This window comes from Hyalangium gracile, assembly GCF_020103725.1.
In the GTDB taxonomy this organism is placed as follows: Bacteria; Myxococcota; Myxococcia; order Myxococcales; family Myxococcaceae; genus Hyalangium; species Hyalangium gracile.
Genome location: NZ_JAHXBG010000019.1, coordinates 72458 through 94820 on the forward strand (window position 1 = coordinate 72458; position 22363 = coordinate 94820).

A 22363-nucleotide genomic window follows, 5' to 3' on the forward strand; every position below is an offset into this window, starting at 1 on the left:
CCCGGAGATCTTCCCGGGTGAATCTTTCCAGAAGAATTATTTTGTCACCGGTTGAGACGGACGATCTCCTCGTTGAGGAGGCTGGCGAAGCACACCCAGCCCAGGTAGGGGGCCATGAGCGCCGCGGCCGGCCGGTCCACCTTGCGCGCCGCGGCGATGTAGGCGGCGATGCTGACGCCGAGCGCGCCGATGTCCGCCAGCGCGGTCTTCTTGCGGCGCTTGCCGAAGAAGAGCCATGACCACGCGGCGTTGAAGCCGAGCTGGACGAGCCACAGCCCCAGGGCTCGCGAGCGCGCGGGCCCGGCCGCCTGGTTCCACACCCGCCAGCCCGAGACGGCGATGAGCCCATAGAGCACCGTCCACACGGGAGCGAACACGGCATCCGGCGGCTGGAACGGAGGCTTGCGCAGCCGCCGGTACCAGAGCTGGGTGCCATGGCTCGGGCCCGCCCCGAGCGCGGCCGCCCCCGCGGTCAACGCGCCGAAGACGCCCAGCGCCGCGATGGACTCACTCCTCAACGAAGGACTCTTCAAGGCGGGACTCCGCTGCATCGTCGCTCCTCCAGCACGGAATGCACGACACTCCCCGGAGGAAGTCGCCTTCCCCCCGGGGAGCCAGAAACCTCCAGGTGCTCACGGGAGAGGAGCCCCTCCCTCCCCTCTCCCGGAGCCACACCACGTCACGGCGCGGGAATGCCTGCCTCTTCGCGGACACCCGCCTCGCCCGTCACGCCCGCGAAGAGCCAGCGCCGCACCAGCAGCAGGTGCTCGGCCTCCGTGCCCAGCGCCGCCTCGAACTGCTCGACGAGCTCGGTCTGCCCCAGCCCCTGGGCCAGCTCGATGAGCAGCTCCCAGCCGGCGTTGTCCGTCAGCTCCGCCACCAGCAGGGCCTCCAGGCACTGGACCAGGTTGGTGCGCGGATCCGTCAGCACCGCGGGGATGCCCTTGGACGCCACGGACACCAGGTCCGCCGAGGGCGTCAGGGCCGTGGGGTCCGCCCCCATCTTCTCCATCGCCTCGCGGACGAGCGCGAAGTGGGCCAGCTCGTCGAGCATGATCTTCTCGAGCTGCTCGCGCGACGGGCCCCCCGGCCACGTCCCGTGCAGGTCGAACTTGCTCAGGGCCGCCTCGTAGAGGCGCACCCCGGTGCGCTCGAAGCCGAGCCGCTCGCCCAGCTTGTCGATGAACACCGTGGGCTTGTTGCCCTTGAGCATCTCCTTGGCGGTCTTGAACATGCCCTTGAGCGTGGCCGGCACGGGCACCGTCCCCAGGCCGTCCCCCTCCTTCCCGTAGAGGATGCGCACCTCGGCGATGCCGGCCTCGGTGCCGGGCGAGCTCGGCAGCCCCTGCCGTGCCCCCTCGATGGCCTCCTTGCTGTCGATGGGCGACGTCTGGATGCCGGTGCGGTTGAGCCCCACGTCACTGGATGTCTTCTTCATTGCTGCAGCCTCCCTTCCGGCCCGACGCCCACGCCCTGCACCCGCGCGCTGAGCTCGGTGCCCGGCGTCCACTGGTAACCCGCGGAGCAGATCTCGCTCGGCGAGCCCTCGGAGTTGAGCTGATCACGGTAGAGGATGGAGCGGTGCCCGGGTGGGATCTCCGCCTTGTCCACGAACTCCGTGCCGTTGGCGCGCAGATCCACCTCCTGGTTCAGCGTGCGGCGCACGAAGTCGCGGTGGCTCTTGAAGTCGATGAGGTCGGGCAGCGTCGCCGGCAGCACCTCGGCCGGGTCCCTCCCCTCGATGCGCTGGAACAGCTCCATCACGTACTGCAGATGGCCCAGCTCGTAGTCCACCATGCGCTGCCAGATGCCCTTGATGCGGGCGTTGCCCTCGTACTGAAGGCACGAGTAGTAGCAGTACACCTCCATGGCCTCGCTCAGCAGCAGCTTCTCGAGCACCGACTCGTCCGGGTCGCACAGCGAGCCGTACTGGGTGACGTGCTGCTCCTCGATGGAGGCGATCTCCGCGTAGAGCTGGCGCGCGACCGGGTCGGTGAACATCGGACCGATGGTCATGTAGAAGTCGTGCGTCTGGAACTCGGCCGCGGTGATGAGCATCGCGTGGATCTTCGAGAGCGGATGCGCCTGGCGCCTGTCGTAGGGACGCCGCAGGTCATCCAGCGGGTGGCGGTGCTCCACCACGGTGGGCCGCCCGGGCCGGATGTCCGAGTAGGACTGGATGAGGTAGTTCGGGTCCTTGCCCTCGAGCCGGTCATACAGGGCGGCGTACCGGTACAGGTGGTCGAAGTCCTCCAGCAGGCCGAAGCGATAGGCCTGGGCCAGGTACGGGTCAGGCTCCTTGAGGGCCACGCTGGCCGTCACCTCGATGGCCACCTGCTCGAAGCCGAGGGTCGTCTCCAGCGGGCTCTGGTCCGGCGGGTTGAGCCAGTTGACCAGCGTCTGCTGGTGGTGCTCCGCGCGGCGGATGAGCGCCAGCGGCTCACGCAGCTCGCGGTTCATGCGCGCCACGATATGCTTGAAGCGCAGCGAGTCCGCCTCGATGCCGTTCATGAGGATGACACGCACGCGGGTGAAGGCGTCGTCATCCAGCTTGCTGTAGGGGCGCTGAACCAGGTCCTTCCAGGTGAAGACCTGGCGATCCAGCGGCACCCCTTTCTCCTTGAAGAGATCCAGGGCCACGTCTGACTCCTTTGAGCGGAGAGGTAAACGAATCGGGGTAAAGCTCTGGCGCCCCTGGCAGTCCGGCAATGGAGACAGTCGTGCAGCCTGGTGTCCTGCGGAGCGGAGCAATGGCCTGCCTGGGTGCCCGCCGGATCTTCCAAGGGCGCCGCCCGCCGCCGGTGACATAGAGTCGGTCCGAGCGAGGAAGTAGCGGATGGCGAGTGACACCTGGAAGGTCCTACGGCTGCGCCTGCGCAACCACCTGCCGCAGATGGTGGGGCTGGCGGTGCTGAGCACGTTGGTGGCGGCGGGCTGCTGGAAGCTGGAGTGGCTGTGGCTGCACACCGTGGAGCGCGGCCTCTACGACACCGCGCTCACGCGGTTCACCGAGAAGGAAGGCCCGTCCACCGAGATCGTCGTGGTGGCCATTGATCAGTCGAGCCTCGACGGGGTGCGCAACAACCCGACGTACGCGCGCAACTTCGGCACCTACCCGTGGACCCGCAATCTGTGGGCGCGGGTGGTGGAGGAGCTGGCCCACAACGGCGCGCGGGCGGTGCTCTTCGATCTGGTGATGGACGAGCGGTACACGGACGTGAGCGCGGACCTCGACTTCGCCCAGGCCCTGCGAGACACGGGCCTGCCCATCTACCTGGGCGTGGCCTCGCACCCGAGGGCGGCCCCGCTGCCGAAGGTGGAGGCCGTCCACGTGCCTCGGGAGCCGAGCAAGGCTCGCCTGCCCACGAAGCCCGCCGTCGCGACGGAAGAGGCCACGGCTCCGGAGTCCATCCCCGAGCCGCCCGCGGCGGGAGAGGAGCAGTTCGAGGAGCTGGACGAGAGCGAGGTGGAGGCGAAGACGGATCCGCTGGAGGCGGCGCGGGTGCTGGCCTTCCCGGTGCGGACGGACGGGCGCGAGCTTCCCCTGCTGGAGTACGAGTCCGAGCGCGGAGGGCGCGAGCGGTTCTACCCGGTGCCTCCCATCGCGTCGCTGCTGACGGACGTGGCGGGCTTCGGGCTGGTGGAGGTGGAGCCGGACGCGGACGGGCGCATGCGGCGCACCCGCTTCGCGTACACGGATGGAGTAAACTCCTACGTCACGCTGCCGGTGGCGCTGGCGGCGGACGTGTTCGGGGCGAAGGAGCTGGTGTTCTCCGGCCGGACGATGCAGCTGGGCTCGCGCACGTTCGACGTGGATCCGGACGGCAGCGCCGCGCTCGACTTCGGAGGCAGGCTGAACGAGCGGTTCCACACCGTCCCGGTCCTGGCGCTGCTGGACGCCTGGGCGCTGCGGCGGCAGGGCAAGCCCACGACGCTGCCGGCGGACCTCTTCCGCAACCGCTTCGTGGTGGTCGGCGGCATGGCGGTGGGGCTGGGCGACAACAAGTCCACGCCGTTCTCGGCCTCCACGCCGGGGATGGCCAAGCAGCTCGCGGTGCTGGAGAACCTGCTCGCCGGCCGCTTCATCACCGAGGCGCCCTTCTGGGTGAGCGTGCTGTTCGGGCTCGGGCTGGCGCTGCTGTCGACGGTGGTGCTCATGACGCTGCGCTGGCCGGTGCTGGAGTTCGCGTGGCTCCTGGTGGTGCTGGGGGTCGTCTACGGGGTGATGGGTGGCTCGCTGGCGCTGGGCCGGGTGCACGTGCTCTCGGCGATGCCGGCCGCGGCGGCGCTGCTGGCCTGCATGGGGGCCATGGCGTCCAACCACCTCTTCGCCAGCCGCGAGGCCGCCTTCATCCGCCAGGCCTTCAACCGCTACATGGAGCCCCGGCTCATCGAGCAGATGATCGAGGAGCGGCAGCTGCCGAAGCTGGACGGCGAGGAGCGGGAGATCACCGCCTTCTTCAGCGACATCCGCGGCTTCTCCACCTTCTCGGAGCGGTTCAAGGACGACCCGCGCGCGCTGGTGCGCGTGCTCAACATGTACCTGACGCGGGTGAGCTCGGCGCTGCTGAACGAGGGCGGCTGCCTGGACAAGTACATCGGCGACGCGGTGGTGTGCCTCTTCGGGGCGCCCTTCAACCAGTCGGACCACGCGGTGCGGGCCTGCCGCGGAGCGCTGGTGGCCCAGGCGGAGGTGGAGCGGCTGCGCGCGGAGTTCCGCAAGCAGGGCCTGCCGGACGTGTACACGCGCATCGGCCTCAACAGCGCGCGGCTCTTCGTGGGCAACTTCGGAAGCGAGCAGCTCTTCGACTACACGGCCATGGGCGACGGCATGAACCTGGCGTCCCGGCTGGAGGGCGCGAACAAGGCCTATGGCTCGCTGATCATGATCGGGCAGCGCACCTACGAGCTGGCGAAGCACGACATCGAGGTGCGCGAGCTGGACCAGGTCCGCGTTGCGGGCAAGAGCGAGGCGGTGACGGTGTACGAGCTGCTGGCGCTCAAGGGCCAGCTGCCGGCGGCGAAGCGCGAGACGGTGGAGCGCTACCATGAGGCGCTCGCGCTGTACCGCCAGGCGCGCTTTGGAGAGGCGGCGGTGGTGCTGCGGTTCCAGCGGTCGAAGGACCCGACGGACGGGCCGACGGCCGCGCTGCTCGCGCGCTGCCAGGAGTACGTGGAGAATCCGCCCCCACCCTCGTGGGACGGGGTGACGAGCCTGGACAAGTGAGAGGAGTGAAGAACGCCATGCACAAGAGAGCCCGATGGCTGGTGGGGACACTGGCCCTGTGTGCCGCGAGCACGGCCCTGGCGGTCGGCGTGGGCGAGCCGCTGTACGTGAAGGCGCGCAACACGCGGCTCATGGCGGGCCCTCCGCCCAGCGCCGACGTGAAGGCCATCCTCCAGCCCGGCCAGCAGGTGAAGTGGCTGGGCGCCGACCCGAAGAACAAGCAGTGGCACAAGGTGGAGGTGGATCGACAGAAGGGGCTGGTCTTCCAGTCCAACCTCTCCACGAAGCCGCCTGGCAAGGAGCTCCTCGCCAGCGAAGGGGCTCCCCAGGGAGACATGAAGGCACTGGCCAGCGCGGGCGCCGCGGTCCGGGGGCTGAGTGGCGGCGCCATCACCTATGGCAAGGAGAAGGGACAGAAGACCCCTGCCTTCTCGACGGCCGTGGATCAGCTCCAGAAGCTCGAGGAGCATGCGAACGCCATCACACCCGCAGCGCTCGCCGCGCACGCCGAGAAGGCCCACCTGTTTCCGGTGGTCGGCCCCCGTGAGACGGCCTCGCGAGGTGGCAGGTGATGCGCTCGTTCTCGAGAAGCTCCGTCGCGGGCCTCGGCTTTCTGGCGCTGTCGTGCGCCGGGATGAAGCTGCCCACGCTTCCGAACTCCGTGGGGGGCGTCGTCCAGACGGTGAACACGGGCATCAAGACCTATCGCGATGCCTCCGCCTGCGAGAAGCTCGCGGCCCGGCCCTCCGTCGAAGAGGAGTACACGCTGGGAGGCGCCGTCGCCCTCAACTGGGTGCAGCGAGGCGGTGGGCTGATCGAACTCGCCTCGCACAAGGAGCTGGTGACCTACCTCAACGTCGTGGGGAAGAACCTGGGAGCGCAGTCCTCCCGGCCCACGCTGAGGTGGACCTTCGGCGTCCTGCGGACGGAGTCCTCCGTCAACGCGCTGTCCACCCCGGGCGGCTACATCCTGGTGACCCGCAAGCTGCTCCAGAGCGTGGAGAACGAGGCCCAGCTCGCGGGAGTGCTCGCGCACGAGATCGCCCACGTCACGGAGCGGCACGTCCTGAATCGCTACTCCCAGGTCAAGGTGGGCCAATGCCAGCGGGCCGTGGCCATCAAGGGTGGAAAGGAGGCCATCGGCCAGAATGGAGGCGATCTCACCCCGGCCGTGGTGGATGATCTCCTCGCCGTCGTGGACGACCTGGAGAGCACACTGAACCTGGATCTTCAGCCCAGGCTGCTGACCAGCTTCACGGATGGCCTGGTGCAGACGCTGACCGAGGATGGCCTCGACGAGAAGGAGGAGTTCGCCGCGGATGAAGAGGCGGCCCGCCTGCTCCTCTCCGCGGGTTATGATCCCCAGGAGTACGTGACCTTTCTCTCCAGGCTCCCCGACAGTCAGGCCACGTTCGGCCACCACCCACGCAGCCAGGATCGCACGAGGAAGCTCTCCACCTTCCTCCGGGGCAACAAGAGCTCCGGGAGCGACTTCCCCGAGCTGGCGGCTGGCACCGAGGGCCTCGTGCGCCCCCCACTGCCGCCCTCCTTCGCCTCGGTGAAGAAGGCCGTGGCCCGCGACAAGCCGTAGCCGCCTCCACGCCCGGGGCGAAGGGAGCAGCCCGGGCGGGGGATTTCCGCTCGGCGGGCACGAGCGGTACTCTCCCGGCGCCGGAGGCCCGACGGCCCGGCCCAATGGAGGGGGTTCCTTGTCCCAGAAAATGCATCGCCGCACCATCCTGCAGTCCGTCGTCGCGGTAGCGGCGACGACGGCGTTTGGCTGCAGCGACGACGACACGACGATCGATACACAGGCGGAGAAGTCCCGCGCGTACTTCCCGCAGTCGGTGGCCTCTGGCGAGCCGCGCCCCGACAGCGTGGTGCTGTGGACGCGCGCCGTGGATGAGGAGCACGGCGGGGATGTCTCCCTCTCGCTCGAGGTCTCCACCGAGGAGAGCTTCGGCCAGCTCGTGCTCCAGCAGCAGGGCCTGACGGCGAAGGCCGTTCACGACAACGCCATCAAGGTCAAGGTGACCAACCTCCAGCCGCGCACCACCTACTACTACCGCTTCATCTACGAGCACGACGGCGAGAAGCTCGTCTCGCCGGTGGGCCGCACGAAGACGGCGCCGGCCGCGGGTGACGACGTGCCGGTGAAGTTCGTCTTCGCCAGCTGCCAGGACTACGTGGGCCGCTACTACAACACGTGGAGCCGGCTGCTGCAGCTCGACGAGAACCTGGACTTCATCGTCTTCCTCGGCGACTACATCTACGAGACGACAGGCGACCCGGCCTTCCAGTCCACCAACACCCTGCGCAAGGTGAACTTCAGCGAGCCCGACACCGCGCTGGTGCAGAAGAGCGGCATCTTCCAGTACTACGCTGCCGCCTCGCTCTCGAACTACCGGGACCTGTACAAGACGCTGCGCTCGGACCCCGTCATCCAGCGGCTGCACGAGCGCTACCCGTTCATCGTCATGTGGGACGACCACGAGTTCTCCAACGACTGCTGGGGCTCGAACGCCACGTACGAGAACGGGCGCCGCGAGGAGAAGCAGGACACGCGGCGGCGCGAGGCGGAGCAGGCGTTCTTCGAGTACCTGCCGCTGGAGGCCAACCCGGCGGGCTCGGGCGCGGGCGCCATCGACGTGAACAGCGAGCCGAAGTACCCGGACACGCACATCTACCGGGCCTTCGAGTTCGGCAAGCACGTGAAGCTCATCGTCACGGACTACCGCACCCACCGGCCCGACCACCTCATCCCCGAGGACGCCTTCCCCGGCACGGTGGCCATCGATGAGCCGACGCTGACGGCGCTCGGCCTTGCGGGGAACTTCAACTCGGACCTGTTCTCGTACATCAACGTGGACGCGGCGGAGCACTCGCAGCGCAAGGGCGTGCTCCGGCAGGCGTACGTGGCGCTCGCCACGCAGGCGGGGCTGACGCAGCAGGAGGCCGCGGCGAAGGCGGACACCTGGGTGACGGGCAACCTGGCGGTGGCCTACGTCAACCAGGTGCTGGCCGGCGCGGGGGCCGCGGCGCTGCAGGTCGATGCGGCGAACAAGCCCCGGGGCGTGGCCTTCGTGCACATGGGCAAGCTGAACCTGTTCGACGTGCGCGGCGTGCGCAACATCGTGGTGAAGGACACCTACGACTTGTACTCGGCCGTCCGCTACCAGGCCTCGCAGCGCAACAGCGAGAACGTGCTGGGCACCGACCAGGAGGCGTGGTTCAAGGAGCAGCTGAAGGCCACCAACACCTGGAAGGTGATTGTCAGCTCGGTGTCCTTCTCGGCGCTGATCCTGGATCTGCGCACGAAGACGGACATCCCGGACCCGTCGCTGCGCCAGCGCTACTACTTCACGACGGACCAGTGGGACGGCTTCCCGACGAAGAAGAAGGAGCTGCTCACGTACGTGAAGAACAACGCGAGCAACCCGCTCTTCATCTCCGGAGACATCCACGCCTCGTTCGCGTCGGTGGAGGAGGGGGTGCCCACGCTGACGGCTCCGGCCATCTCGTCCAGCTCCATCAAGGAGGAGGCGGCCACGGCGGTGGTGGGCGCGGGCTTCGCGCAGGGCAGCCCCATCTACCGCTACATCGCCCAGGACATCGACCAGACGCTGAAGGCCGCCAACCCGAACCTCGCCTTCACCGACAGCGACAGGCACGGCTTCGTGGTGCTGGAGGTGAGGGCCACGGAGGCGGTGGCGACCTACCACCTCATCCCCAGCAGCGAGGTCCACAAGGACTACTCGCGCAGGTCGGCCAGCGAGCTGTCGGCGCAGTTCACCCGCCAGCAGCTGCGCGTCCAGAACGGCAAGATCACCGCCGGCTGAGGCGCTGGCTCTCGGGAGGCGCGGTCCTCACGCCGCGCCTCCCTCCGAGTCCGGTAACACTCCGCAATAATCGCGTCAGGGGTCCTTAAGGATTTCCTGGCCAGATGGCTCCCGAAGTCCACCGACATGCGCAAGAGGCGCTCGAGCGCCTCCGCCGTCGAAAGGAATCAGGATGAGCCACGAGAAGAGCAGCACTTCCCCGGCGTTCATGACACGCCGAAGGATTCTCCGGAACCTGGGCATGGCCCTGGCGGTCGTCCCCATTGGCAAGCTGATCGCCTGCTCCTCGGACAGCCCCGGCGAGCCAGGAGACGGCACGGACGGGGGTACCAACCCGGATGGTGGGACGAGCTCCGGCGCCTGGGCGACGGGGGGCACGGCGGCGATGGCGGGCAACTACCCGGATCCGTTCGCCTCGGGCATCGGCTCGGTGTGCGCGCTGACGTGCGCGGCGACGCTGGGGCCGTGCTACGCGAACACGCTGGTGCGCAAGGACATCAGCGAGGGCCACGATGGTCTGCCCGTGCGCCTGGCGCTGCTGGTGGTGGACACGGCCTGCAAGCCCATCCAGGGCGCGGCGGTCGACATCTGGCACACGGCGCCGCACGGGCTCTACTCGGGAGAGGACGCCAGCACGTTCTGCACCTCGGGCGATGAGGGGGCCACCTCCGCGCGGTGGTTCCGGGGCGTGCAGACGACGGATGCGAACGGCCGGGTCGACTTCGACACGTGCTTTCCGGGCTGGTACAGCAGCCGGACCATCCACATCCACTTCACGGTCCGCGTCAACGGCAGCGAGTACGTGACGTCGCAGCTGTTCTTCGACGACGCGCTGAACGACGACATCATCGGGACCCAGCCGCTGTACAACACGCGGGGTCAGCGCGACACGACGAACTCGAACGACACGGTCATCTCGGCCAGCGCCGTCGGCGACTACACGCTTCAGACCCAGCGGATGGCGGATGGCGCATTGCTGGCCTGGAAGACGCTGGTCATCCGCTCATCGCTCTCGGACGCGCTGTGCGACGTGCCGGGCGGAAGCGGTGGCGGAGGCGGTGGTCCTCCTCCGGGATTCGATGGCGGCATGCCTCCTCCTCGCGGGGATGGAGGCATGGGTCCCCCGCCGGGCTTCGATGGTGGCCAGGGCTGACGCCGTCGGACCAGCGCCGCCCGCGAGCCGTCAGCGCACGGTGGCCTGACTGAGGGCGCGGTGCACCGCCTCCAGCGCCTTGCGCGCCTCGAGCAGCTCCGCGCGCTCCGCGGTGAGCGCCGCCACCTGCTGGGCCAGCACGTCTCGCTCGCCCCGGAGCGTCTCCACCGCGCGCCGCAGGGAGGCCGCCTCGTCCTTGGCGCCCTCCAGCTCCGTGGCGAGCCGCTCCTCCTCGGAGAGGCTGTCGGCCAGCGCCTTCTTGCCCCGGGCCACCTCCGACTCCAGCTCCGCCCGCTCCGTGCTGGCCGCCTGCAGCGCCTGCCGGGACTCCTGCAGCGACAGCAGCGCCTCGTCCCGCTCGCCCTCCAGCGCCGCCAGCTCGCGCTCCAGGTCGCCCAGGAGCTTCACCCGGGCCTCCATCTCCGCGGACAGCCGCCGCGCCTCGTCCATCCGCAGGCGCGCCTCCTCCGTGGCCTTCTCCGACTGCCGCCGCGCCGCCTCCAGCTCCTGCGTCAGCGACAGGTTGAGCGCCTTCACCCGGTTCAGCTCGCCCTGCAGCGCGTTGATGCGCTCCACCGCGCGCATCCCCGCCTCGGACACCGAGGCCGGCAGCGGCTCCGGGCGCGGGTTCTCCCGCACCGCCTTGAGCCGCTCCTTCAGCCGCTCGCGGCGCGCATCCGGATCCATCTCCTCGTGCGGCGCGGGCGGCGTCTGCACCTCGACCTCCGTCGCGGGAGCATTCCCATGCGCCACCGGCGCAGCCACCGGGGCCGGCGCGGCATGCGCCACCGGCGCCACGGGAGCCACCACCGCGGCCGGCGCGGCCACCTCGGCGGGCGCGGCGAACGCGGAGGCCCCCACCGGCTCGGGCTCCACCGGCGTCACGCGCGGAGCCGCGGCCTCGGCGTTTCCGCCGAAGACCTCATGGTGCACGGCGGCCATCGCATGCGCCTCGGTCTGCGACAGCGGCGAGCGCAGGGCGGCGCTCACGGCCTCGGCGGCGGTGGGACGCGGCGCCCGAGCCCGCTCGATGCGCGCCCGCACCTCGGCCGAGAGGTCGGCGGGAGCAGGCGCGGGAGCCTCGGCAACGGGAGCGGCCTCGGCCGCGGGCTCGGAGGCCTCCATGGGCTCGGCGGTCTCGGGAGTCTCCACGAGCCCCGTCAGCGCACCGAGGCGTACTCGCGGCTTGGCTCGAGACACGTTCTGTTCGAAGGCTTTCTTCATAGGCGGGACAGGGAGCGTGGGAAGAAGAGAGAGAGGAGGTCAGCCGGCCTTCGTGGCCTGGGTGCCGCCCTTGGTCTGAGCGGCGACCATGAGCGGCAGGACGTGGTTGATGAGCGCCTGGATGTCCGTGGCGCCCTTGGAGGTCGGGTCGGCGACGAAGACGGGGCGGCCTTCGCTGGAGGCCTGCGCGAACTTGGTGCACTGCCGGATGATGGTGGGCAGCAGGTACTCGGGGTAGTGCGTCTGCAGCGCCTCGAGCGCCTCCTTCGCCAGCTTGAAGGTGGCGTTGAAGGAGTTCACCACGATGAACACGTGGTCCAGCACGTGCTGCAGGTCCTCCTCCAGGCTCTGCACCGTCTCGAAGAGCAGCTTCAGCCCGTGGAAGGACAGGAAGTCGGCGAGCACCGGGACGAACAGGTCGTTGGCCGCCATCAGCGCGTTGAGGTTGAGCAGTCCGAAGGATGGCGGCGCATCAAAGACGATGACGTCGTACTGGGGCTGTACTTCCTTGAGCGCATTGCGCAGCTTGAACTCGCGGCCCGCCATGGGCATCAGCGCCAGGTCCACCGTGGACATGCTCAGGTTGGACGGCACGAAGTCCAGGTTGGGCAGGCTGGACTTCTGGATGACCTGGGTCATCGGCGCCTTGCGCACCAGCACGTCCTGGAGCGTCTTCGGGAAGTCCTCGCCCTCGTAGCCCAGGCACTTGGTGGCGTGGCCCTGGCTGTCCAGGTCCACCAGCAGCACCGCGTAGCCCAGCTCGGCCAGCCGCCACGCGTAGGAGGTGGACAGGGACGTCTTGCCCGTGCCGCCCTTGAAGTTGAGGAACAGCTGGCGGCGATGGCTGATGACCTCCGGGTACTTCTGGAGCGTGGCGCGCAGCTCCCACAGGTCATCCGGGGTGTAGTCGTCCTTCTTCAGCGCCTCGAAGAGCTCCTTCGAAGACACGCCGAGCATCTCGGCTACCTGCTTGGCGGTGTAGGTCGGAGCTTCCATCGAGAACCCTTCGTTGAACCAGCGGGGCGCGGACCTCGCGTCAGGCCGCGAAGTATTTGTGCCCCCGCCGTATCACAGCCCCCCGGGCAAGCAGGAGCGTCAGCGCCTCCTGGGCCAGCTCCACCGGAGCGGAGAGCGCGGCCGTCAGCTCTCCGAGCGAGCGACCCCGGATGGCCGCGCGGATGTCCGTCATCAGCGACGCGCAGAGCGCCTCCACGGGCGACGGGCCGGGACGCGCCGCGGGGACGCTCGGCTCGGACGCGGGCGGCGCCACGGACGCGGGCCGGGCCCCCATCGCCGCCAGCGCCGCGCGAGCGGAACCCGAGCGCTCGGGCGCGGAGGCCGGAACGGACCGCGCGAGCGTGACGGCCGGGGCGGGAGCCGGCTGCGCCGGTCCGCTCGAGGCCACCGGAGCGGAGGCCGCCTGCACGGGAGCCACGGCCTGCGCCGGAGCCACCGCCTTCGCCGCCACGGCCGGAGCCGGCGAGCGACTCACGGCGGGAGCCTCGGACATGGCCTCCACGGGAGCGCGGCGCGGAGGCGGCGGTGGCGCCAGCGAGGCTCGCACGGGCTGCGTGGGCAGCGCCGCCAGCCGCCGGACTTCCCGCCGACGCTGCGGCTCATCCATCCCCACCACCGCGGAGACGTCGTGGCCGAGGATGCGCGACAGGCTCTGCGCGGCGGCCTTGCGCACGCGGAACTCGCTGTCCAGCAGCGCATCGAGCAGCAGCGTCCGAGCGCCCTCTCCATTGGCGGCGCCCAGCGCCAGCGCTGCCAGGCTGCGCACCTCGGGGTCCGCGTCCTGGATGGCCTCCTCGCCGAGCCGTCGCGCCGCCTCGCCCTCCAGCCCCAGCGCCAGCAGCGACGCACGCCGGCGCACGGCACGGTCCTGGTCCTTCATCGCCTGCGCCAGGTGCGGCGCGGCGTCATCGGGCGCCAGCGAGAGCAGCGCCTTGAGCGCGGCGATGCGGACCTCGGCCACCGGCGAGGCCAGCAGCGGAGAGACGACCGACGCGCCCTGCTCCCGGCACAGCCCCGCGAAGGCCTGGATGAGCGCCACCTGGACGGACGGCTCCGTCTCCGCGTGCAGCGCGGTGGCCAGCGCGGGCGCGGCGGCCGGCTGGGCCAGGGCCTTGAGGCGCTCGGCGGCGCGGATGCGCGCGGAAGGATCGCCCGCGGACAGCTCTCGCACGGAGAAGCCGAACAGCGTCTCGTCCGCGCTGCCCGAGGGCCCCACGTGCCCGGACAGCTCCGCGAGCTGCTGTGGGCTCACGCCGAGCCGGCCCTCGTGGAAGAGCCGCTTCGCCTGCTGCACCACGGGAGACGCGGCCACCACCGAGGCCACCTTGGGCGCCACCGCCATGGCCACCGCGAACGCGGGCGACTGCGTGGGGAACAGCGGCTCGTCCTCGTCCGGCACCGGCGGAGGCGGACGCTCCGAGCTCTGCTTCGCGGCCACCGGCACCGCCGTGGCCCGCGCCGCCGCGGGGGCCTCCACGGCCGTGGGCGCCGCCCCCGGACGGTTCAGCACCTCGCTGCGCAGCTGAGAGATGAAGGACGCCAGGTCGATGCCCAGGTCGTCGCCGTCCGCGTCGTCGCGCACCTGGTCGGCGGTGCGGATGCGGCTGGCGTCGAGCAGCTTGCCCATCAGCTGGGTGCGCTCGTCTCGCAGCGCCAGGTTGACGCGCGCCAGCTCGTCGCGCTCGGCCTGCGAGCGGTTGAAGCGCACCTCCAGCTCCGCCAGCTCCCGCCGCAGGACGATCTCTCGCTGTCCCGTCTCGGACAGCTCGCGCTTGAGCCGCTCGGTCTCCTGCCGGGCGGCCTCCAGCTCATGGTGGAGCTGCTCCGCACGGGCCTCGAAGTAGACGATCTTTTCGAGTGCGCTCTTGAGCAGCGCGTCCGGACGCTCATCACTCACGACCTGAACAGCCCTCCACCGTCAAGGCGCTCAAGGCGCTGGGAGCCACGAGATGGGGTGTCCTCACAGCGCACACCTACATCCCTGTGGCATCGGGGTCCAGACCTTATGTCAGACCCGCATGGCAGGTAAACCCCCGAAATAGTTGGGGCTTTTTTCTGATTGGCCCCCAAGCCCATTGACAACGCCGCCCAGGCCGATTTTTCGGCCCCGGGCGCGAATGGGAGGGGTCTGCCTGCGAGCCTGCGCTCGCCTTCTTGCCCGCCCTGTGAAGCCCCCGGGCCCTACGCACTTCCCGCTACCCTGGAGCCCGGACCCTGGCGATGCGCCGTGAGCGTCCTGCCCGGAGGCGTCGCGCACGGCGAGAGAACCACCGTGAGAGGAGCGCCCACGCACGGCGCACGACGCAACCCGCACGCGCGAGCACGTCGCGCGAGCCACCGTGGCGGGGCTGATCAATTCGTGCGCGCCGATGGGCGCTCGCAATCTCGCCCGGCCTTCCCATCAGGCAGGGTTGATCTTGTCGAATCCGGCGCACAGGTTCCGGGGTGAGAAGTGGCTCCGGAGCCGGAAAATCGGCCTCGGAAGGGTTTCGCGATGGAATGCGTTGATCTTCCACCAAGTTGATCCGGGGCCGAGAAATCGGCTTCGGAACACGTTTCCGACGCCACGGGTTGATCACTCCGCGGGCGGTTCCGGAGCCGAGAAATCGGCCTCGGCGCCTGTTCACGACGGCACAGGTTGAACTGTGCGCGGTGCGTCACCGGGACGGCACAGGGTGTGCGCGTCCGGTGTGCGCGGAAGGTCTCCCCAGGGCGTCTACGAGGATCCTGGGATGTCAGACTCCCTCCGTAATGTCCCTCTCACGCCGCCGCTCACCTCGAGCGACGACTCCCTCGACGACGCGTGTCGCGGCAACGAGGGTCAACGCCCTTCTTCGCAGGTGTCAGCAGCCATGGAACAGCGACTGGCAGGCATCATTGGAGCGTCCGTGCGAGCGGCACGGCAACGCTTGGATCTCACCCAGGCCGACGTAGCTGAGCGCGTCGGCATCGCCACGGAAGTGTACGGACGGCTCGAGCGCGGCCACATGCTGCCCAGCGTGAAGACGCTGCGGCGCTTGTGCCTGGTGCTCAACTGCTCCTCGGACGTGTTGCTCGGAGTCGCCTCGGCGGAGAAGCCGGTGGCGGTGGCCGAGGATCCGCCCGAGTACGGCGAGCGTCCCGAGGTGCGGCGCGTGCTGCGCACGCTGCGGCGGCTCGAGCCGGCTCAGCTGCGGTTGATCAGCCAGGTGGCCGGCGCCATCCACCGCTGAAGCCGCCTGCTTCCTCTCTCGCGAGGGTGGGGAAGCGGCTCCATCGCGCCGGAAGGCTTTCGCTTTTTCGCAACTTCTTGGCGCATGGAAAGAAGCGACCTGGGGCGTCCGGGGCGTACATCGCCCCCATGCGCCCCCCCCATTCAACGTCCCCTTCGCTGGACTTGCCGAGCCTCGCGGTACACGCGCTGTGGTGGGGCTGGTTCCCCGCCTTCGTGTGGAGCTGGGGCCACCTGACGTGGACAGGGCGGCTGGGGATGCTGGTGGCAGGCTGGGCGGTGCTGTTCTGGAACTACGCCGTCCTGCACAACCACATGCACGTGCCCATCGCGAAGCCCTCCGCGCTCAAGTGGGTGGTGTCGCGGACGCTGGGGCTGGCGTGTGGCTTCCCCTACCGGGGCTACTACCTGTTCCACTTCAACCACCACAAGTACAACGACGGCCCGGGGGACTGGGGGCAGCGCCACGTGGGCGAGGGCGCGGCGCACTACGTGCTGCGCAACACGCTGACGCAGTGGTTCTGGCCGTGGGAGCTGGTGGGCAACGTGTGGCGGGCGACGAAGACGCGCACGCAGCGGCTGGAGCTGGTGCTGGACTTCGTGCTGGTGGACGGCACGCTGCTGGGGCTCGTCTTCTGGGAGCCGGCGCTGGGGCTGTCCTTCTGGGGCATGCTGCTGGTGGGGCAGATGTCCATCTTCTGGCTCAACCTGGCCGCGCACTTCGAATCGGACTCCACCCGGAGGGACTCGCTGGGGGTGACGTCCACCTCGAAGTTTTATAACTTCTTCTTCTTCAACGCCGGCTATCACCAGGCCCACCACTTCTGGCCGCAGGTGCCGTGGCAGCAGCTGCCCTCGGCCACGCGGGAGCTGGCGGCGTCGGCGCGCGTTCGTCCGACACTGCAAACCTCGCTCTCTCCGATCAATCCGTTGTTCGTGGCGCGGGTGATCCGGAGCTATTCTGCCGAGCCGTGCGATCGGCAGACGGAGTCGACGATTACCTCCGGGACCCCATCGGCCGTTACCTAGTCGGGGACGGGTTCCTGCACTGGTACGCCTCGGTGGACCTTTGCGGGTTCATCGCGTGGCAGCGGCCGGACGAGCCGTTCATCCGCCGTCTCATCGAGGTGCTGGACGTGGAGCGGACGCCGGAGGCGCCACACCGCTCGCTGGTGGACCTGCGGCGGCTGGAGTCGCCGGACCCCTCGGCCTTCGGGCTCTTCGTGAACTACATGCGGCAGCGGGAGGAGGACTTCGCCACCTCGGTGCAGCGCCAGGCGCTGGTGCGGCCGGAGGGCATCATCGGCGCGGTGGTGGGCGGCTTCTACAGCCTGCTGAGCCCGCGCTACCCCAGCCGGGTGTTCACCGACTCGAGCGAGGCGCTCTCGTGGCTGGGCGTGCAGGAGGCCAAGGCGGCCGCGCTGCAGGCGGAGCTGAACCAGCTGGTGGTGGAGGCCACCGGGCAGTCGCCGCTGCTGTTGCAGCTGCATCGGGTGCTGCGCCCGCGGCTGGTGGAGGCGAGCCTCACGGACACCGCGCGCGAGATGGGCATGTCCGAGCGCACGCTCCAGCGGCGGCTGAAGGAGGCGGGCACGTCCTTCCAGGCGGAGCTGAACGCGGTGCAGGTGCGCACCGCGCAGCAGCTCTTGCTGGAGACGGACATGAAGCTGACGGCGGTGGCCGTGGAGGTGGGCTGCGCCTCGCTGCAGCACTTCAGCAGCCTGTTCCGCAAGCTGGTGGGTGAGTCCCCCAGCACGTGGAGGGATCAGCAGCGCAAGACGTCGCCGGGAGGCTCACCGACGGCCTCGCAGGAGCGGCCCACGGGAGAGTAGGTCCGCTCCGGATGGCCACTCCGCTACGCGAAGGCCTTCTTGGCGGCCGGGCGCTCCACCAGCCGGCCCAGGTAGGCCTGCAGCGCGGGAAACTCCCCGAGCAGTCCCAGCTTGCTGGCCACCAGGAGCACACCGCCCATCACCACGTCGGCGCCGGAGAACTTGTTGCCGACGAGGAACTCGCGGCCCTTCAGGTGCGCCTCGACGACGGCGGCGGTGACCTTGAAGCGCTTGGTGGCGTTCTCGACGACGGCCGGAGAGCGCTGGGCCTCGGGCAGGACATGGCTGTGCACGAAAGCGGCGGAGGCGTGCGGATCCATCTCCGTCATGGCGTAGAGGATCCACTGATAGTACTGGGCGCGCTCCAGGGTCCCCACCGCGGGAGCGAACCCCTTCTCCGGGAACTTGTCGGCCAGGTGCATCACGATGGCCGCCGACTCGATGATCGTCTGCCCCTCGTCCACGAGGGCGGGCACCACGCCCAGCGGGTGCACCTGCAGGTAGGCGGGCTGCTTCTGCTCGCCCTTCATGAGGTTCACCACCGCCCCCTCATAGGGCACGGCGAGCTCCTCGAGCATCCAGCGAGCACGCAACCCTCGGGTCTGCGGAAAGTAATAGAGCTTCATTTGGATCTCCCGGGTGATCAGCGGCGGAGGCGCCGCGACTGGCCCAGACGGATGCCGTCGGGCGCCCGCTTCTTCGCCGCTGTCGCGCCCGCAGGCAAGATCGGATCGGGGCAGACCGAGCGCAACCGGCAGCCGCGACACTCCGCGCCGCTCCACACGGCCTCGTACAGCGCGGTGACTCGGTCGATGACGTCGAAGTCCTCGGTGACGAAGCCCAGCTCGAAGTTGCGCGTGTCCTCGCCCTTGGCGCCCAGGCCCGCGCCCGTGAGGTTGGCGCTGCCCAGGTAGGCCCAGGCCCCGTCCACCACCACCGCCTTGAAGTGCACGCGCGGGCAGACCTTCAGCTCCAGCCCTCCGCGCACCAGCCGCTCGCTCGCGTCGAAGGCCTCTCGGAACGGGCGGCTGGGCAGCTCCGCGTGCAACAGCCGCAGCGCCACGCCGCGCGAGGCCAGCGCGTCGAACAGCTCCAGCACCGGAGCAAAGCGCCCGCCCTGCTCCACGAACATCGCCTTCACGTTGGCCGTGGCGATCCACACCGACTCGCGCGCGTGCGCCAGCTTGCCCAGCACCACCTCGCGATAGAGCGCACGGCCCTGGAGCAGCTCTGCCTGGAGGCTTCGCATCATGGACCCACACTATCGCACATCTACCCCATACCGCGAGTCCCAGCGTCCCGGCGAGAAATGACCGAGGGTCATTGACAACTGACTTCGAGTCACTTACTAATGACCCATGGTCAGCAACGGAGCGGCGAAGGGGAAGCGGGCCCTGCCTCAGCGGGCGCGCAAGGACGAGGACAAGGAGGCGCGGCGGCAGCTCATCCTGGAGGAGGCGCTGGCGCTCTACACGGCCACCTCGTACGGCGAGGTGAAGATGGCGGACGTGGCGGAGCGGGCCCGGCTCGCCAAGGGGACGGTGTTCCTCTACTTCCCGACGAAGGAGGCGCTGTTCCTGGCGCTGCTGGAGGACCTGCTCTTCGCGTGGTTCGAGACGCTGGAGGAGCGGCTGAGCGCCGGTGAGGGGCGGTGGACGGGGGCGCGGGTGGCGCGCACGGTGGCCGAGTCGCTGGAGGGGCAGGAGACGCTGACGCGGCTGCTGGCGCTGCTGCAGACGGTGCTGGAGCAGAACGTCACGGTGGAGCAGGTGCGAGGCTTCAAGGAGCGGCTGCTGGAGGCCATGGCTCGGGCGGGGGCGCTGGTGGAGCAGCGGCTGGCGTTCCTGAAGCCGGGCGAGGGCGGACGCTTCTTCATCCACCTGCACGCGCTGGTGACGGGGCTGCGGCAGATGGCGGACGTGTCCCCGGTGACGCGCGAGGTGCTGGAGCTGCCGCACATGGCGCCGCTGCGCGTGGACTTCACGCAGGAGCTGACGGACGCGCTGACGACGCTGCTGCGCGGGCTCGAGACCCGCTGACTTTTCTGTTTCACGGCTTCACGCAAGGAGACTCCCATGACGACGCAGACGCAGAAGCAGACGGCCCTCATCACCGGTGCCTCGAGTGGCATCGGCCTGGACTTCGCCCGGCTGTTCGCCGAGGGCGGCTATGACGTGGTGCTGGTGGCGCGCACGGAGTCCAGGCTGAAGGCACTGGCGGACGAGCTGACCGCGAAGCACGGTGTGCGCGCGCGGGTGGTGGCGGCGGACCTGTCGGATCCGGCGGCCGTGCGGCAGCTGATGGAGCGACTGAAGGCGGAGGATGTGCGGGTGGACGTGCTCGTCAACAACGCGGGCTACGGGAGCTACGGGCCGTTCGCGGAGACGGACCTGGACTCGGAGCTGAGGATGATCCAGGTGAACATCTCGGCGCTGACGGCGCTGACGAAGGCGGTGCTGCCGGGGATGCTGGCGCGTCGGAGCGGGCGCATCCTCAACGTGGCCTCCACGGCGGCGTTCCAGCCGGGGCCGCTGATGGCGGTGTACTACGCGACGAAGGCATACGTGCTCTCGTTCTCGGAGGCGCTGGCCAACGAGACGCGAGGCACGGGTGTCTCGGTCACCTGCCTGTGCCCGGGCCCGACGAAGACGGGCTTCCAGGAACAGGCGAAGATGGAAGAGTCCAAGCTGGTGAAGGGCAAGGACATCATGGACTCGATGACGGTGGCGCGCGTCGGCTACGAGGCGATGCAGCGGGGGCAGGCCGTCATCATCCCGGGCTTCATGAACAAGATGCTGGCGCAGGGCGCGCGCTTCCTGCCGCGCAGCACGATCACGAGCATCGTGCGCAAGGTGCAGGACCGCGCCCAGGCCTGAGCGGCTCAGCGGTGAGCGGACGCCCCGGAGGCCAGTCGCGCCACGAGGGCCTCGCGGTCTTTCAGGAACCAGAGGTGTGCGCCCTGGTTCGCCTCGTAGACGAAGCCGCGGAGCGCCTTGCTGTTCTCCACCTGGGCGGAGATGTCGCCGAGGATGGCCAGGCGCAGGCGGTAGTTGACGAACTTCTGGACGAGATCGCCAGCCAGGCCCGTGGCGAGCTTGAAGAAGGTCTCCTCGAGACGCGCGGTGGGGATGGCGATCAGGTCGACCTGATGCTCCCAGGCGAGGCTGATGAGCTCGGAGGCGTCGCGGACCTGGGGCCCTTCCGCCTGCAGCTCGAGGATGCGGACTCCGTGAAGTTCCAGCGTCTGAGCGCTCATGTGCGTGTCCTCTTCGGGTCGTTCGATTCGGGTCATGTCTCGCTGTCGAGATAGGCGGAGACGAGCTGGAGCAGCCGCGTGTTGGCGGCGAGGGAGCCGCTCAGGATGAGCTTCAAGCGAGCGCGCTCGGGGTCGTAGATCGTGTCGACGCGCAGCGGGGGCTCGCTGGAGTCGCGGCTGTTGGCGACGGCGATCAGTCCGTTGGCGATGCGCATGGCGGCCTGGGGAGAGATGGCGTCGATCTCGACGATGCTGGAGACGTCCACGTGGCGCTGGCGGCGCACGGGCTCGGGCGTCGAGAGGGGGCGACCCGTGAGTGCCTCGAGGTCCTCGCGAGCGATCCGGTACTGCTTGCCGATGCGCGTGGCCTTCAGCCGCCCTTCGCGGACATAGGCCCGGATCGTGCGGACATGCAGCCCCAGAAGGTCCGCGACCTGCTCGGCGGTGTAGAGGTCCTGGGGCATGGGCTCCATGATGCCCTGGACTGACCTATTCGTCCATGAACCCTGACAGGATAGGGAAGAATAGGGACTTTTTGGGCAGTGCGCATTCAGTGAGAAGCATCCAGCGAAAGGGGCGCCTCTCGCAGCGAGCTCTCTCTAAGGAGGGGACTACCGCTTGGCTCGGGACCTGGAAGCCTTGGTGCTCCGGCTCGGGCCGGCAGCCTTGCGAGCTACGGGCCTTGCGGGAGGCTCGTTCGTGAAGAGGTCCTGCACGGACTCGGCCGTCACTGCCTTGCGCAGCCAGAGCTTGAGTTGCTCCTGCTCCGTGCAGGCCAGGATCTGCGCGCGGGAGGCGTCATCCACTTCGATGCCTCGGGCGTCGAGCACCTCGAGCAAGGCAACCTGCTCACCCTCGTGACGCCCCTCCTCACGTCCCTTCAGGAGTCCCTCCTGGAGGCCCTGGGCCACATACTTGCGCGCGAACTCGCTCTGGTACTGGTAGGTGCCACTTCCCATCAGCGCCTCCAAGGCTCTTCGGGCCGCCTCGCCCAGCGAGGACATAGCCAGGTCAACGTAAAGGCGGACTCGCTCGGCTTCAAGCCCCACCACCGCCGCCATCACTGTCCTGGCGATGCTCGTTCCTACCTGTGGGCTGCGCATGCGCTGCGTTCACTCCACCCGTGTGCGCAACGCTGCTGCGAGCATCTCCTCGAAGGTGGCAAACACCTCGTGCCGATCCAGAGACACACGATCGATCACGCTGAATTCCCTTGCCTGGGCCTCGTAGACGTACAGGTACATATCCGAGTCGCCAAGCACGAGGAACCGCTTCATCCGGTCGTTATCACGGTAGCCCAGGTTCGACTCGACGAACCCCTCAATGAACCGATCCTCGTGCCCAACGATGGGAACGGTGGTGCACGAGTAGATGACAAGGCCATCCCAATCCAGCCCATTGTGGAGCGACAGGAACTCCGCGTAGCCCGGAGGGAGCTCCGCGCCGAGTTGCTCACGCGCTCGGAGCTGGAGGTCAGCGACTGACTCCGGTTCGCAAGGAGACTGCAAACCTTCGCCGTACTTGCGGGCACTGACCGCAATCTGCTCCAGGAACGGCTTGTAGGCATCTGCACCGGAAATGGAAGACATGATTGTCATGAAACA

General features: G+C 69.1%; 22 protein-coding genes. 10 read left to right on the forward strand and 12 right to left on the reverse strand.

Annotated elements, in window-relative coordinates:
- Positions 1–44: 44 nt before the first annotated feature.
- The 3 genes from KY572_RS32110 to KY572_RS32120 all read right to left on the reverse strand — a co-directional run bounded on the left by KY572_RS32110 (position 45) and on the right by KY572_RS32120 (position 2640).
- Entirely contained in the window at positions 45–551 is a 507-nt protein-coding gene (locus tag KY572_RS32110) for a TspO/MBR family protein (protein ID WP_407660026.1), read from the reverse strand.
- Positions 552–679: 128 nt separating this feature from the next.
- Positions 680–1438, reverse strand: a complete 759-nt coding sequence (locus KY572_RS32115) for a ferritin-like domain-containing protein (RefSeq protein ID WP_224247461.1) — start codon at positions 1436–1438, stop codon at positions 680–682.
- Positions 1435–2640 (reverse strand): hypothetical protein, encoded by a 1206-nt coding sequence (locus KY572_RS32120; protein WP_224247462.1) that lies wholly within the window; start codon positions 2638–2640, stop codon positions 1435–1437. The genes KY572_RS32115 and KY572_RS32120 overlap by 4 nt, the downstream gene beginning before the upstream one ends.
- Positions 2641–2836: 196 nt before the next feature.
- Between KY572_RS32120 and KY572_RS32125 the strand changes: the two genes are divergently transcribed.
- The 5 genes from KY572_RS32125 (at position 2837) to KY572_RS32145 (ending at position 10219) form a co-directional block, all read left to right on the forward strand.
- Complete coding sequence (locus KY572_RS32125) at positions 2837–5227, forward strand: adenylate/guanylate cyclase domain-containing protein (RefSeq protein WP_224247463.1); 2391 nt, start codon at positions 2837–2839, stop codon at positions 5225–5227.
- Positions 5228–5244: 17 nt separating this feature from the next.
- A complete protein-coding gene (locus KY572_RS32130; protein ID WP_224247464.1) occupies positions 5245–5799 on the forward strand; it encodes an SH3 domain-containing protein in 555 nt (184 codons plus the stop codon).
- Positions 5799–6818, forward strand: coding sequence for a M48 family metallopeptidase (locus KY572_RS32135; RefSeq protein WP_224247465.1), 1020 nt, complete (start codon positions 5799–5801; stop codon positions 6816–6818). Before KY572_RS32130 ends, KY572_RS32135 begins: the two co-directional genes overlap by 1 nt.
- Before the next feature lie 118 nt (positions 6819–6936).
- Positions 6937–9066: an alkaline phosphatase D family protein gene (locus tag KY572_RS32140; RefSeq protein WP_317987929.1), complete on the forward strand. Its 2130-nt coding sequence runs from the start codon at positions 6937–6939 to the stop codon at positions 9064–9066.
- Between the two features lie 172 nt (positions 9067–9238).
- The gene (locus tag KY572_RS32145; protein WP_224247466.1) at positions 9239–10219 is read left to right on the forward strand and encodes a dioxygenase family protein; all 981 of its coding nucleotides are present in this window, start codon (positions 9239–9241) and stop codon (positions 10217–10219) included.
- 30 nt (positions 10220–10249) lie between these two features.
- On the opposite strand, the gene KY572_RS32150 is transcribed toward KY572_RS32145, so the two are convergent.
- The 3 genes from KY572_RS32150 to KY572_RS32160 are packed head-to-tail and all read right to left on the reverse strand — an operon-like array spanning position 10250 to position 14357.
- Positions 10250–11443, reverse strand: coding sequence for an extensin-like protein (locus KY572_RS32150; protein WP_224247467.1), 1194 nt, complete (start codon positions 11441–11443; stop codon positions 10250–10252).
- Positions 11444–11482: 39 nt separating this feature from the next.
- Entirely contained in the window at positions 11483–12439 is a 957-nt protein-coding gene (locus KY572_RS32155) for a ParA family protein (protein WP_224247468.1), read from the reverse strand.
- 40 nt (positions 12440–12479) lie between these two features.
- The gene (locus KY572_RS32160) at positions 12480–14357 is read right to left on the reverse strand and encodes a HEAT repeat domain-containing protein (RefSeq protein ID WP_224247469.1); all 1878 of its coding nucleotides are present in this window, start codon (positions 14355–14357) and stop codon (positions 12480–12482) included.
- A 955-nt stretch (positions 14358–15312) separates the two neighbouring features.
- Here KY572_RS32160 and KY572_RS32165 point away from each other — a divergent pair.
- From KY572_RS32165 to KY572_RS32175, 3 genes are all read left to right on the forward strand, one after another.
- Positions 15313–15672 carry a helix-turn-helix domain-containing protein gene (locus tag KY572_RS32165; RefSeq protein ID WP_224247470.1) on the forward strand — a complete coding sequence of 120 codons (360 nt, stop codon included), beginning with the start codon at positions 15313–15315 and terminating at the stop codon, positions 15670–15672.
- Between the two features lie 164 nt (positions 15673–15836).
- Positions 15837–16700: a fatty acid desaturase family protein gene (locus KY572_RS32170; RefSeq protein WP_224247471.1), complete on the forward strand. Its 864-nt coding sequence runs from the start codon at positions 15837–15839 to the stop codon at positions 16698–16700.
- A 32-nt stretch (positions 16701–16732) separates the two neighbouring features.
- Positions 16733–17503 (forward strand): helix-turn-helix transcriptional regulator, encoded by a 771-nt coding sequence (locus KY572_RS32175; RefSeq protein WP_407660028.1) that lies wholly within the window; start codon positions 16733–16735, stop codon positions 17501–17503.
- Positions 17504–17526: 23 nt separating this feature from the next.
- On the opposite strand, the gene KY572_RS32180 is transcribed toward KY572_RS32175, so the two are convergent.
- Both KY572_RS32180 and KY572_RS32185 read right to left on the reverse strand, forming a co-directional pair.
- Entirely contained in the window at positions 17527–18129 is a 603-nt protein-coding gene (locus KY572_RS32180; RefSeq protein WP_224247472.1) for a glutathione S-transferase family protein, read from the reverse strand.
- A gap of 17 nt (positions 18130–18146) precedes the next feature.
- A complete protein-coding gene (locus KY572_RS32185) occupies positions 18147–18752 on the reverse strand; it encodes a phospholipase D-like domain-containing protein (RefSeq protein WP_224247567.1) in 606 nt (201 codons plus the stop codon).
- Between the two features lie 109 nt (positions 18753–18861).
- Here KY572_RS32185 and KY572_RS32190 point away from each other — a divergent pair, with 109 nt between their 5' ends.
- Both KY572_RS32190 and KY572_RS32195 read left to right on the forward strand, forming a co-directional pair.
- Positions 18862–19542 (forward strand): TetR/AcrR family transcriptional regulator, encoded by a 681-nt coding sequence (locus tag KY572_RS32190; protein ID WP_224247473.1) that lies wholly within the window; start codon positions 18862–18864, stop codon positions 19540–19542.
- Between the two features lie 36 nt (positions 19543–19578).
- Positions 19579–20379 carry an SDR family NAD(P)-dependent oxidoreductase gene (locus KY572_RS32195; protein WP_224247474.1) on the forward strand — a complete coding sequence of 267 codons (801 nt, stop codon included), beginning with the start codon at positions 19579–19581 and terminating at the stop codon, positions 20377–20379.
- A 5-nt stretch (positions 20380–20384) separates the two neighbouring features.
- Here the strand turns inward: KY572_RS32195 and KY572_RS32200 are convergent, their stop codons facing one another.
- The 4 genes from KY572_RS32200 to KY572_RS32215 all read right to left on the reverse strand — a co-directional run bounded on the left by KY572_RS32200 (position 20385) and on the right by KY572_RS32215 (position 22357).
- Positions 20385–20759, reverse strand: a complete 375-nt coding sequence (locus tag KY572_RS32200; RefSeq protein ID WP_224247475.1) for a DUF4180 domain-containing protein — start codon at positions 20757–20759, stop codon at positions 20385–20387.
- Positions 20760–20791: 32 nt separating this feature from the next.
- Complete coding sequence (locus KY572_RS32205; protein WP_224247476.1) at positions 20792–21223, reverse strand: helix-turn-helix domain-containing protein; 432 nt, start codon at positions 21221–21223, stop codon at positions 20792–20794.
- A 147-nt stretch (positions 21224–21370) separates the two neighbouring features.
- Complete coding sequence (locus tag KY572_RS32210) at positions 21371–21718, reverse strand: RpnC/YadD family protein (protein WP_224247477.1); 348 nt, start codon at positions 21716–21718, stop codon at positions 21371–21373.
- 153 nt (positions 21719–21871) lie between these two features.
- Entirely contained in the window at positions 21872–22357 is a 486-nt protein-coding gene (locus KY572_RS32215) for a YrhA family protein (protein ID WP_224247478.1), read from the reverse strand.
- Between the last annotated feature and the right edge of the window lie 6 nt (positions 22358–22363).

What these genes read in the sequence shown, in the direction of transcription:
- KY572_RS32130 (WP_224247464.1), top strand. Translation starts at nt 5,245, where the DNA reads ATGCACAAGAGAGCCCGATGGCTGGTGGGGACACTGGCCCTGTGTGCC.
- KY572_RS32135 (WP_224247465.1), top strand. Translation starts at nt 5,799, where the DNA reads ATGCGCTCGTTCTCGAGAAGCTCCGTCGCGGGCCTCGGCTTTCTGGCG.
- KY572_RS32200 (WP_224247475.1), bottom strand. Translation starts at nt 20,759, where the DNA reads ATGAGCGCTCAGACGCTGGAACTTCACGGAGTCCGCATCCTCGAGCTG.
- KY572_RS32205 (WP_224247476.1), bottom strand. Translation starts at nt 21,223, where the DNA reads ATGCCCCAGGACCTCTACACCGCCGAGCAGGTCGCGGACCTTCTGGGG.
- KY572_RS32125 (WP_224247463.1), top strand. Translation starts at nt 2,837, where the DNA reads ATGGCGAGTGACACCTGGAAGGTCCTACGGCTGCGCCTGCGCAACCAC.
- KY572_RS32215 (WP_224247478.1), bottom strand. Translation starts at nt 22,357, where the DNA reads ATGACAATCATGTCTTCCATTTCCGGTGCAGATGCCTACAAGCCGTTC.
- KY572_RS32145 (WP_224247466.1), top strand. Translation starts at nt 9,239, where the DNA reads ATGAGCCACGAGAAGAGCAGCACTTCCCCGGCGTTCATGACACGCCGA.
- KY572_RS32190 (WP_224247473.1), top strand. Translation starts at nt 18,862, where the DNA reads ATGGTCAGCAACGGAGCGGCGAAGGGGAAGCGGGCCCTGCCTCAGCGG.
- KY572_RS32165 (WP_224247470.1), top strand. Translation starts at nt 15,313, where the DNA reads ATGGAACAGCGACTGGCAGGCATCATTGGAGCGTCCGTGCGAGCGGCA.
- KY572_RS32115 (WP_224247461.1), bottom strand. Translation starts at nt 1,438, where the DNA reads ATGAAGAAGACATCCAGTGACGTGGGGCTCAACCGCACCGGCATCCAG.
- KY572_RS32210 (WP_224247477.1), bottom strand. Translation starts at nt 21,718, where the DNA reads ATGGGAAGTGGCACCTACCAGTACCAGAGCGAGTTCGCGCGCAAGTAT.
- KY572_RS32195 (WP_224247474.1), top strand. Translation starts at nt 19,579, where the DNA reads ATGACGACGCAGACGCAGAAGCAGACGGCCCTCATCACCGGTGCCTCG.
- KY572_RS32150 (WP_224247467.1), bottom strand. Translation starts at nt 11,443, where the DNA reads ATGAAGAAAGCCTTCGAACAGAACGTGTCTCGAGCCAAGCCGCGAGTA.
- KY572_RS32110 (WP_407660026.1), bottom strand. Translation starts at nt 551, where the DNA reads ATGCAGCGGAGTCCCGCCTTGAAGAGTCCTTCGTTGAGGAGTGAGTCC.
- KY572_RS32155 (WP_224247468.1), bottom strand. Translation starts at nt 12,439, where the DNA reads ATGGAAGCTCCGACCTACACCGCCAAGCAGGTAGCCGAGATGCTCGGC.
- KY572_RS32185 (WP_224247567.1), bottom strand. Translation starts at nt 18,752, where the DNA reads ATGCGAAGCCTCCAGGCAGAGCTGCTCCAGGGCCGTGCGCTCTATCGC.
- KY572_RS32180 (WP_224247472.1), bottom strand. Translation starts at nt 18,129, where the DNA reads ATGAAGCTCTATTACTTTCCGCAGACCCGAGGGTTGCGTGCTCGCTGG.